The following is a 10,796-nucleotide window of genomic DNA, read 5'->3' as shown; positions in this document are numbered from 1 at the left end:
CGCGCCATCAGAGATGTGTATAAGAGACAGGTCCTGGGCGGAGCCCGGCGCAACCTGGCCGCCGCGGGCGCGGGCGCCGTGCTGATCGCGGTGCTCGGCACCGTCGTCACGCTCGGCGTCACCGCGGGCGACGGCGACGAGCCGGGCAGCCGCAACGTCACCACCGAGCAGACGGACACCGAGGACCCGACCGACGACGGCCTGCCCACGGACGAGCCCACGGGTGACTCCGCCCCGGCCGGGGAGACGGCCGGCGCCGAGACGGCCACGACCCCCGGCCCCTCGGGTTCGGCGAGCCCCAGCACGTCCGGCTCCCCGTCCCCGAGCGCCTCCACGTCGAGCGGTACGTCGCCGGGGACGGAGGATCCGACGGACGGCGGGAGCAGCAGCTCCCCGAGCGAGCCCACGCCGACGAAGACCTCGCCCAAGCCCACGGCGAGCGAGAGCGACAGCGAGAGCCCGGACCCCACGCCGTCCGGGTCGGAGAGCGAAACGCCGACCGAGACGCCCACCGACGAGCCCCCGCCCCCGCCCCCCGCCCAGGGTTCCTCCTCCGCGGTCGGCCCCGTCGAGTCGGCGAGCGCCCCCGAGTCCGAGGCCGCCACCGAACCGGCGGTCTGAGCCGGTCGGACGGCTGGACGTACGAGGGCCGGGCGGCTCACGCTTCTTCCGCGTGAGCCGCCCGGCCCTCGTTGACGCCGCTGCCCGGAGCAGCCGCAGCCGGTCGTTGCTCAGAACAGCCGCAGCTTGTCGTCCTCGATGCCCCGCATCGCGTCGTAGTCCAGGACCAGGCAGCCGATGCCGCGGTCCGTCGCCAGTACCCGGGCCTGCGGCTTGATCTCCTGCGCGGCGAAGACGCCCCGGACCGGCGCGAGGTGCGGGTCGCGGTTCAGCAGCTCCAGATAGCGTGTCAGCTGCTCGACCCCGTCGATGTCACCGCGCCGCTTCAGCTCCACGGCCACCGTCTGCCCGTTCGCGTCCCGGCACAGGATGTCCACCGGCCCGATGGCGGTGGGGTATTCGCGGCGGATCAGGGTGTGACCCTCGCCGAGGATCTCCATCCGGTCCGCGAGCAGCTCCTGGAGGTGCGCTTCCACGCCGTCCTTGATGAGCCCCGGGTCGACGCCCAGCTCGTACGACGAGTCGTGGAGGACTTCCTCCATCGTGATGATCAGTTTTTCGCCCGCCTTGTTCACCACGGTCCAGACGCCTTCCTCACCGTCGGCGCCCTCCTTCAGGGTGCACGGCGGGGACATCCAGTTGAGCGGTTTGTACGCCCGGTCGTCGGCGTGGATGGAGACGCTTCCGTCCGCCTTCACCAGGATCAGTCGGGGGGCGGAGGGCAGGTGGGCTGTGAGCCGGCCCGCGTAGTCCACGGAGCAACGGGCGATGACGAGACGCATGGTCGGCAACGCTACTCGACGACGGGGGCTCCGCGCGATTTCCCCACCCGTCGCCCCCGTCACTCGGTGCACACCGCCTCGGGGCGATGCGGGGTTGCCCCTCTTTGCGACCCTTCGTTATTGGCCGGTTGTGTTCCCAATCTCCTGGTGCGGCCCCGACTGCGCGCTTACCGTGGAAGCAGGAGGTCGCCGTCCGTGCACGCTGCGTCGTCGCCGCCCCCTTCCCTGCCCGTAAGGCCCCGGCCGTTGTCCGGGGTCGCGAGAGGAGAACCCATGTCGCTCGACGTCTCACCGGCGCTGTTGGAACAGGCCGAGCGAGGCGAGGTCGACGAAGCCGACTTCGTCGACTGCGTCCGGACCTCCCTGCCCTTCGCCTGGGAGATGATCAGCTCCCTGGTGGCTCAGCTGAAGGTCGACGGTGGACAGTTCGCCGACAACCAGACGCCGCCGCCGGACGAGGAGGCACGTGGTCAGCTGCTGCGCGCGCTCGCGAGTGATGCGATACGCGGCGCGCTCCAGCGGCACTTCGGAGTGCGCATCGCATTCCAGAACTGCCACCGCGTCGCGGTGTTCCCGCTGGACGCCTCGGTCGACGACCGGCTGGCCAAGTTCACCTCGGTGAGGGGCCAGTTGCTCAACCAGTCGCCCGAACTACGGGACTGCTGAACGCTTCTGCTGCCGCCCCGGGCCACGGGAGGTGCAACTGGCTCCGGGGCGGCAGCTCCTGTACCACCGCACCACAGGTCCCACAGAGGTCTCCGAGAGAAACACCGGCAGGTCAGCTCGGGTCAGGGCAGGTCAGGTGAGCAGCGGCAGCACGTCGGCGCCCAGCCGCCGGACGTTCTCCTCGGTCGCCGCGAGATCGCCCGACCCCTCCACCAGGAGGGCGAAGCGCGTGATCCCGGTGCGCTCGGCCGTGGCCGCCAGCCGGTCGGCCGCCAGCCGCGGCGGGCCCACCGGGTGCAGCCCGCAGAGCAGTTCCGTGTACGCGACGGGGTCCCGCATCACGCGGTGCCTGCCGTCGACCGTGACATGGGCGTCGAGCCCCTGGCGCAGCCAGCCGGGCATCGACTTGACCAGCATCTCCGTGGCCTCCCCGGCGCCGTCCTCGATCTGCGCCACCCCGGCGGACACATGTGCGGCACCCTCCACCACCTCGGGCGGATGGCCGGCCTCCCGGGCGGCTGTACGCCACAGAGCGGCCATCTCCACCTTCTCCTCGTCCCCGCAGTGCATGCCCAGCAGCATCGGGAGCGCCTGCCGGGCCGCGAGCCGCACGCTCTTCGGCGAGGTGCACGCCACGACGACCTCGGGCCCCGTGGCACCCGGCCCCGCGTCCGCCGGGCCCTCCAGCAGCTCGTCGGCGCGCGGCACCACCGCCACCTCGCGGAAGCCGAACCGCTCGCCGCGCCCCGCGACGCGCGGCTCCCGCAGCCAGTCGAGCACCAGTCCGAGCGCCTCGGGGAAGCCGTTCTCGTACGCGTCGAGACCGCCGCCGAACACTTCCAGGTCCACCCACGGACCGCCCCGGCCCACCCCGAGCGAGAAGCGGCCGCCACTGGTCAGATGCAGCAGCGCGGCCTGCTCGGCGAGCGCGACCGGATGGTGGTTGGGCAGCACGCTGACCGCCGTGCCGACCCGGATTCTGCGGGTGCGGCCCAGCAGCAGCGCTGCCAGCGTGGTCGCGGACGGGCAGACCCCGTACGGCACGAAGTGGTGCTCGGCCAGCCAGACCGAGTCGAGACCGCTCTCCTCCGCGACCTCGGTGGACCGGACGGCCCGGTGCAGGGCCTCACCCGGCCCCTGTCCCGGGAACTGGGCTGCCAGAACGAACGTTCCGATGCGCATCGCCTATTGCCTCCTTGCGGCCGACGCGTTTCTCCCCCACCGGCAACAACGTCTGACACGTGCCAAAGGCACGGTCCAGGAGGAAGTTGTTGCGATTTTCCGCTAACTCACCCCACTGCCGAACCGGGCCGCCGGGCCGCCCGACCGCCGCCCCCGACGCCAGGCTCTAGGCTTGGGCGACCGTGTCCGATCCGCCCCGTGAGGTGTCCTGTGTCCCCGCGCCGTAACCGTCCCCGTGGCGGCGAGATTCCCGACGAACGTCCCGGCTCGGCGCCCGGCAGGTACGGCGGGGGAGGGGCCACCGAGAGCTGGCAGGGCGAGGAGTGGTCGGTGCGCCCGGTCAGCGGCGCGAGCGCCCAGGGCAAGCGGTACCGGTGCCCCGGCTGCGACCAGGAGATCCCCTCCGGGGTCCCGCACCTCGTGACCTGGCCCGAGTTCGGCGGCATCGACGACCGCAGGCACTGGCACAAGGCGTGCTGGAACGCGAGGGACCGCCGCACCACCAGGGTGCAGCGGTCCCGGAACGCTCCGCGCTACTGAGGGCGGCCGGCCCCTCAGGCGTCGCACGGCCCCTCGGACCTTGCACGGCCCCAGACGTCGTGTCGCCCCTCAGACGTCGCGCCGGTTCAGTATCGCGACCGCCCCGCCCAGAGCCGCGGCGGCCAGGCCCAGCATCAGCAGCAGCGGCTCCCAGCCGGACGGGCCGGACGTGCTGATCGTCGTGTTGTACAGAGCGCCGATCTGGTTGGGGATCGAGTAGTCGAGCAGGAAGCGCTGAACGCCCCGCAGACTGTCGGCGAACATGAACAGCGCGAGGACCAGCGGCAGCAGCACCACGCCGATCATGATGGTGATCGCGCCGGCCGAGTGCCGCACGATCGCGCCGATCCCGAGCGACAGCAGGCCGAGGGCCGCGATGTAGAGCCCGATCCCGACCGTGCCGCGCAGCCAGTCGCCGGCCGACGCGGGAGCGCCGTCGAGGATCAGGCTCTGGAGCCCCGCCACGACCGTGGCGGTCACCGTCGTGACGGCGAAGGCCAGCGCGGCGAAGACGATCGCCTTCGCCGCGAGCACCCGGCCCCGGCTCGGGCAGGCTGTCAGCGTCGTACGGATCATGCCGGTGCTGTACTCGGATCCGATGGTCAGCACACCGAGCGTGATCACACAGATCGAGCCCAGCAGCACCCCGAAGAAGCCGAGGCCCAGAACCGGCTCGTTCTGAATGGTGCCGCCGTCCGCCGCGACCAGCAGCGCGGTGCCGAGCCCGATCGTCAGCATCAGCACGATCATCACGCCGAGCGTCCAGATCGTGGCGCGCACGGAACGGATCTTGGTCCACTCCGAGGCGACCGCGCCGCCGAGGGTGGCGGGCCGGATCGGGATCGGCGACTCGTAGGAGCCCGGCGGGCCGGCGTCCGGCGCCTGCTGGTGGGCCTGCGGGGTGGCCGGCGTCGTCATCGGGGGTCCTTGCTCGTCTGCTCTCCGGCCGGAGCGGCGGAAGAGGGCTCGGCTGGAGCGGGGGAGGGCGCGGCGGGTACGGGGCTCCGGCCCGGCGCGGGCGGCGGCGGGGCGTACCAGCCCTCCTGCGGCACCTCCACCGGCTCGGGATACGCGTAGCCGTCGCCGCTCCCGTACGCCTCCTGGGGGAGCGGCTCCACGAGACCCGCCTTGGCGTCGTCCGTCGAGCGGTAGTCCACCAGGCCCTGCGTGAGGCGCATGTACGCCTCCTCCAGGGAGGCCTGGTGCGGCGACAGCTCCCAGAGCCGTACGTCGCACCCGTGGGCCAGGTCGCTGATCCGCGGCAGCGGCAGCCCGGTGACCCGCAGCGCCCCGCCCGGCTCCGTCATGACCCGGCCGCCCGCCTCGATGAGCGAGGCCGTCAGCTTCTGCCGCTCCTCGGGGCCGTCGTCCGGCACCCGGACCCGGGCGAAGTCGGCGGAGTTGGCGGAGATGAAGTCCGTGACGCTCATGTCGGAGAGCAGCCGGCCGCGCCCGATCACGATCAGACGGTCGGCGGTGAGGGCCATCTCGCTCATCAGGTGGGACGAGACGAAGACCGTGCGCCCTTCGGCGGCGAGCGCCTTCATCAGATTGCGGACCCAGTGGATGCCCTCCGGATCGAGACCGTTGACCGGCTCGTCGAACAGCAGCACCTGCGGATCGCCGAGCAGCGCCGCCGCGATCCCGAGCCGCTGCCCCATCCCGAGCGAGAAGCCCCTGGAACGCTGCTTGGCGACGTCCTGGAGGCCGACGACGCCCAGCACCTCATCGACCCGGGCCGCCGGGATGCCGGCCAGCTGGGCCAGGGACAGCAGGTGGTTGCGGGCGGTGCGACCGCCGTGCACGCCCTTGGCGTCCAGCAGCGCGCCCACCTGGCGCGGGGCGTTCGGCAGGTTGCGGTAGGGGTGGCCGCCGATCGTGACGTGACCTGCGGTGGGGCGGTCCAGGCCGAGGATCATGCGCATGGTCGTGGACTTGCCCGACCCGTTGGGACCGAGGAAGCCGGTGACGGCCCCCGGCCGCACCTGGAAGGAAAGGTCGTCCACGGCCGTCTTCGCGCCGTAGCGCTTGGTCAGGCCGACTGCCTCGATCATTCTCCAGCCCCATCGACTCACTCTGTCGTTCGGGGCTCGGGCACGCGCCACGCACCCCCGTTGGAGTTAGGAGGATAACCAGGCGCTGACGGTTCCGGCCAAGTTGAGCACAGCCCGCTACCGGGCCGTCACCGGTATGGGGGGCGCCTCTCACGCGTCCCGGTTCTTCAGGACCAGAACGCCGCCGAGCACCGCCGCCAGCACCCAGAGCGCCATGATCCCGAGCCCCGCCCAGGGGCCGTACGGGGCCGGATCGCTGTTCATCGCCTCCGGGACGACCTGCATGATCTTCGAACCGGCCTGGTCGGGGAAGTACCGGGCGACGCTCTTGGCGCCCGGCACCGCCGCGAGGATCTGCGAGACCAGGAAGAAGAACGGCATCAGGATGCCGAGCGACAGCATGGAACTGCGCAGCATCGCCGCCACCCCCATGGAGAAGATCGCGATCAGCCCCATGTAGAGCCCGCCGCCCACGACCGCGCGCAGCACGTTCTCCGCGCCGAGGTCGGTACCCCGGTCGCCGAGCATGGCCTGCCCGAGGAAGAACGAGACGAAGCTGGTGAGCAGCCCCACGACGAGGGCCAGCACACCGGCGACCGTGATCTTGCCGAGGAGGAACGTCGCGCGCTGGGGCACCGCCGCCAGCGAGGTGCGGATCATGCCGGAGCTGTACTCGGTGCCGACGACGAGTACCCCGAACACCACCATCGCGAGCTGGCCGAGAACGGTCCCGGAGAAGCTGATGAAGGTCGGGTCGAACGTGGCCTGCTCGGCCTCGGAGAGGTCGTCGAACGTGGCGTTCAGCAGGGCGGCGAGCGCCGCGCCCATCGCGACCGTGACGACGAACGCGGAGATGAGGGTCCAGATGGTCGAGGAGACCGACCGGATCTTGGTCCATTCCGAGGTGAGAACCGCGGGTACCGATGCCATGGTCGTCACGCCCCCTTGCCGTCGGTGCCGTCGGGCTTGTTCCAGCTCTCGCCCCAGCCGGCTCCCACCGGTGGTGGTTCGGCCGCCGGGTCCCGTTCCGCATGGGCGTGGTACTCCACCGAACCGGCGGTCATCTGCATGAACGCCTCCTCCAGGGAGGCCCGCTGGGAGCTCAGCTCGTGCAGCACCAGTTGGTGCCGGGCGGCCAGCTCGCCCAACTCCTCGGTGGTGGCGCCGTCGATCTCCAGGACGCCGCCCGCCGTCTCCACGACGGTGAAGCCCTCCTGGTGCAGCACGTCCCGCAGCCGTTCCTGCTGCGGGGAGCGCAGCCGGGCGTAGCTGCGGGAGTTCTCGTGGATGAAGTCCGCCATCGAGGTGTCGGCGAGCAGCTTGCCCTGGCCGATCACGATCAAATGGTCGGCGGTCAGCGCCATTTCGCTCATCAGGTGGGAGGAGACGAAGATCGTCCGGCCCTCCGAGGCGAGCGCCTTCATCAGATTGCGGATCCAGTGGATGCCCTCGGGGTCCAGTCCGTTGACCGGCTCGTCGAACATCAGGATCTCGGGATCGCCCAGCAGCGCGGACGCGATGCCGAGCCGCTGGCCCATGCCGAGGGAGAACCCCTTGGACTTCTTCTTCGCCACCGCGCTCAGGCCGACCATGTCGAGGACCTCGTCGACCCGGCTGCTGGGGATGCGGTTGCTCTGCGCCAGGCACAGCAGGTTGTTGTACGCGCTGCGGCCGCCGTGCATCGCCTTGGCGTCGAGGAGCGCCCCGATGTACTTCAGCGGTTCCTGGAGATCGCGGTAGTGCTTGCCGTCGATGCGCACCGTACCGCTGGTCGGGTTGTCGAGATCGAGCATCATCCGCATCGTGGTGGACTTGCCCGCCCCGTTCGGGCCGAGGAAGCCGGTCACGATGCCCGGTCTGACCTGACACGACAAATGATCGACGGCGACCTTGCTGCCGAATCGTTTGGTGAGTCCCTCGAGCTCGATCATGCGTTCACGCTAGAACGCCCGAGCGCCCGGCGCCACCACAAAGGCGGAACCGGGCGCACACGGAGGTACTACGCGCGCCGGGGGTCAGCGGGTCTGCTGGGCCGGAACGCCGTGGGTGGCGGAATCGTCCTCCACCGGGGAGCCGGCCGCGGCCACGGCGGCGCCGGTCAACGTCGCCAGCATCTCGCGGACGTTGGTCAGCTGCGCGTTGATCGAGTCGCGGCGGTTGGTGAGCGCCGCCAGCTCGCGCTCCGATTCGCTGCGGATCCGGTCGGCCTTGGCGTTGGCGTCGGCGACGATGTCCTCGGCCTGGCGCTGGGCGGTCTCCACCGTCTGGCGGGCCCGGCGCTCGGCGTCCGTGCGGAGCTTCTCGGCCTCCAGGCGGAGCTGTTCGGCACGGTGCTCGATCTCGGCGAGACGCTTCTCGGCCTTGGCCTGGCGGGACGCGAGGTCGCGCTCCGACTGCTCGCGACGCTTGGCGAGGTTGGTCTCGAAGTCGGCCGCGGCCTGGGCGGCCTTGGCGCGGGTCTCCTCGAAGAGGGCGTCGGCCTCCTCGCGCTTCTGCTGGGCGTCCTTCTGGGCGTCGGTGCGCAGCGTGTTCGCCTCGCCCTGGGCCTTCTCGACGATCCGGACGCCCTCGTCCTCGGCCTTCGCCTTGCGCTCGGCGGCGAACGACTCGGCGTCGTTGCGCACCTGCTGGGCCGCCGACTCGGCCAGCTCACGGTGCTGCTCGGCCGCGCGACGGGCCTCCTCACGCAGGTCCTTGGCCTCCTCCTCGGCGAGGCGGAGAATCTTCTCGACACGGGCACCGAGACCGGCGTACGACGGCTCGGCGTCGTTTACCTGGGCCTGGGCGTTCTGCGTCTCGAGGTGAAGCTCCTCGATGCGCTTTTCCAGAGAGGTGATTCGGGCCAGAGCACTGTCACGGTCGGCGACGAGCTTGCTGATGCGGTCGTCCACCTGACCGCGGTCGTAGCCACGTCGCACGAGCTCGAAGCCGAAGGGGGAGGAAGGGTCACTCATGAGGTTCCTGTCGAATGAGACCGGTGAGGTGATAGGGGGAATCCTAGGGGCCATGGCGGCGTGTCAGCGTGCAGATGCCGGTTTGATCTGGAGAATGACACCCCTTTTGAGTGGCTGACCCCCGGAGCGCTTGCCACTGAGGGTTGAATGTCCATGACGAAGCGCGGCATACCGGCATCGGCTACCGCTCGGACGACTTACCCCCCGATCGCGTGCCCGCCGCCGCCGGAGCCTTGGCGCCCCCCGCGGAACCGCCGGCCGGTTTCCCGCCCCCGGTCGGAGCCTCGAAAGACTCCAACGCCTCCAGCACGTCCTGGACACGGGAGATCTCCGCGTTGATGTCCTCGCGCCTGCGCACCAGGACGTCCAGCTCGCGCTTGCCCTCGTCGACCGTCTGCTTGGCCTCGGCCTCGGCGTCGGCGCGCAGCTTCTCCGCCTCGCGGATCAGTCCGGCCTTCTTGGCCTCGGCCTCCTTCAGCAGCGACTCGGCCCGTTTCACCGCGGCGATACGGACCTTGCTCGCCTCCGAATTGGCCTGAGCCATCAGCTCCTTGGCCTTCGCCTCGGCCTCGTCGCGCTGCTCGGTCGCCGCCTTCATCAGGTTGTCGACGCGCTCGCCGGCGGTCTTCATCTGCTCGGACGTCTCCCGGCGGGCCCGCTCGTGCAGCTCCTCGATCTCGCTCTCCAGCCGGGCCCGCAGCTCCTCTGCCCGATCCCGGATCGCCGTCGCGTCGCGCCGCGCGCCGACGAGCAGTTCGTCGGCGTCGGTACGGGCGCGCTCGACCAGGGTGTTGCCCTCGACGGTCGCCTCCGAGGTGATGCGCACGGCCTCCTTGCGGGCCGCGCCGACCATCGTGTCGGCCTGCCCCTCGGCCTCGGTGGCCGTACGCAGCGCCTCTTCCCGCGCCTTGTTGATGAGCTGGTCCGCCTGCTCGGCCGCGTCCGCCCGGCGCTTGGCCGCCGCCTCGCGGGCCTCGTCCAGCACCCGGTCCGCCTCCTGTCGCGCCTCCGAACGCAGCTGCTCGGCCGCCGACTCCGCCTCCGCGCGCAGCCGTTCGGCCTCCTCGCGGGTGCGGGCCGCGTGTTCCTGCGCGGAGCCGAGCCGCTCGGCCGCCTCCGCGCGCAGCCGCTCGGACTCGCCGGTCGCCTCGGCCAGCATCCGGTCCGCCTGCTCGGTGGACTCGGCCCGGCGGCGGTTGGCCTCCGTGGTGGCCTCGACGACGAGCTGCTCGGAGGCCTGGGCCGCCTCGTTGCGGATGCGTTCGCTCTCGTTGGCCGACTCGGCCATCAGCCGGTCCGACTGGGCCGCCGCCTCCGAACGGATCCGGTTGGCGTCCTGCCGGGCCTCGGCACGGGCCTTCGACGCGTCCTGTTCCGCCGACGCCAGCGCGTCGGACGCCTCGGTGCGCATCCGCTGGCTGTACTCGGAGGTGTCCGCGCGCAGCCGCTCCGACTCGCTGATCGCCTCGGAGACCGTACGCTCGGCCAGCGCCTTCGCGGCGTCGGTCTCCTCCTCGGCCTCCCGTCGGAGACGGGCCGCCTCCTCGTTCGCCTCCCGGCGCAGCCGGACCGCGTCGTCGGAGGCACGCTCCCGCTCCGCGTGCGCGTCGGCGCGGACCCGGTCCGCCTCCTCCTGCGCCTCGCTCCGGGTGCGCTCCGCGACATGCTCGGCCGTCGAGCGCAGCCCGGCGATCTCCTCCTCGGCCTGCTCCTGCAGACCCGCGACGGAGTCCCGTACCTGCTGGGCCGTCTGCTCCGCCGTCGAGACCAGCTCGGCCGCCCGGGCGTCCGCCTCCTCGACGAGGCGGTCGGCCTCGGCCTGGGCCTCCTCGACCCGCTTGCGGGCGGAGGCGAGCAGCTCCTCGCTCTGCTCGCGGGCCCGCTCGCGCTCCTGCTCCGCCTCGGTCCGGGCCGCGCCGAGGATCTCCTCGGCCTCCCGGCGGCGGCGCGTGGCCTCCTCCTGGGCGGCGGTCAGCGTCTGTCTCTTATACACATCT

9 protein-coding genes and 2 pseudogenes are annotated in these 10,796 nt (G+C 71.6%); 3 read left to right on the top strand and 8 right to left on the bottom strand.

Annotation, left to right across the window (positions count from 1 at the left end):
- A pseudogene (locus CR470_RS30870) lies at window positions 1–621 on the top strand (ATP-binding protein); the annotation flags it as partial.
- A 110-nt stretch (window positions 622–731) separates the two neighbouring features.
- Here the strand turns inward: CR470_RS30870 and nucS are convergent.
- Window positions 732–1,403, bottom strand: a complete 672-nt coding sequence (gene nucS / locus CR470_RS30865) for an endonuclease NucS (RefSeq protein WP_097870781.1) — start codon at window positions 1,401–1,403, stop codon at window positions 732–734.
- A 273-nt stretch (window positions 1,404–1,676) separates the two neighbouring features.
- On the opposite strand from nucS, the gene CR470_RS30860 reads away from it, so the two are divergent.
- The gene (locus CR470_RS30860; RefSeq protein ID WP_097870780.1) at window positions 1,677–2,069 is read left to right on the top strand and encodes an SCO5389 family protein; all 393 of its coding nucleotides are present in this window, start codon (window positions 1,677–1,679) and stop codon (window positions 2,067–2,069) included.
- 132 nt (window positions 2,070–2,201) lie between these two features.
- Here the strand turns inward: CR470_RS30860 and CR470_RS30855 are convergent, their stop codons facing one another.
- Window positions 2,202–3,251 (bottom strand): LLM class flavin-dependent oxidoreductase, encoded by a 1,050-nt coding sequence (locus CR470_RS30855; RefSeq protein ID WP_097870779.1) that lies wholly within the window; start codon window positions 3,249–3,251, stop codon window positions 2,202–2,204.
- A 210-nt stretch (window positions 3,252–3,461) separates the two neighbouring features.
- Here CR470_RS30855 and CR470_RS30850 point away from each other — a divergent pair, with 210 nt between their 5' ends.
- Window positions 3,462–3,791, top strand: coding sequence for an ATP/GTP-binding protein (locus tag CR470_RS30850; protein ID WP_097870778.1), 330 nt, complete (start codon window positions 3,462–3,464; stop codon window positions 3,789–3,791).
- A 69-nt stretch (window positions 3,792–3,860) separates the two neighbouring features.
- On the opposite strand, the gene CR470_RS30845 is transcribed toward CR470_RS30850, so the two are convergent.
- From CR470_RS30845 to CR470_RS30820, 6 genes and pseudogenes are all read right to left on the bottom strand, one after another.
- Window positions 3,861–4,709, bottom strand: coding sequence for an ABC transporter permease subunit (locus CR470_RS30845; RefSeq protein WP_097870777.1), 849 nt, complete (start codon window positions 4,707–4,709; stop codon window positions 3,861–3,863).
- Window positions 4,706–5,845: an ABC transporter ATP-binding protein gene (locus CR470_RS30840; protein WP_097870776.1), complete on the bottom strand. Its 1,140-nt coding sequence runs from the start codon at window positions 5,843–5,845 to the stop codon at window positions 4,706–4,708. Before CR470_RS30840 ends, CR470_RS30845 begins: the two co-directional genes overlap by 4 nt.
- A gap of 150 nt (window positions 5,846–5,995) precedes the next feature.
- The gene (locus CR470_RS30835) at window positions 5,996–6,775 is read right to left on the bottom strand and encodes an ABC transporter permease subunit (protein ID WP_097870782.1); all 780 of its coding nucleotides are present in this window, start codon (window positions 6,773–6,775) and stop codon (window positions 5,996–5,998) included.
- A 5-nt stretch (window positions 6,776–6,780) separates the two neighbouring features.
- Window positions 6,781–7,776, bottom strand: coding sequence for an ABC transporter ATP-binding protein (locus CR470_RS30830; RefSeq protein WP_097870775.1), 996 nt, complete (start codon window positions 7,774–7,776; stop codon window positions 6,781–6,783).
- 84 nt (window positions 7,777–7,860) lie between these two features.
- Complete coding sequence (locus tag CR470_RS30825) at window positions 7,861–8,799, bottom strand: cellulose-binding protein (RefSeq protein ID WP_097870774.1); 939 nt, start codon at window positions 8,797–8,799, stop codon at window positions 7,861–7,863.
- 181 nt (window positions 8,800–8,980) lie between these two features.
- Window positions 8,981–10,796 (bottom strand): annotated as a pseudogene (locus tag CR470_RS30820) (hypothetical protein); the annotation flags it as partial.

The organism is Streptomyces sp. rh34 (assembly GCF_002551245.1).
Classification (GTDB): Bacteria; Actinomycetota; Actinomycetes; order Streptomycetales; family Streptomycetaceae; genus Streptomyces.
This window is presented reverse-complemented; position numbering and strand designations above follow the sequence as displayed.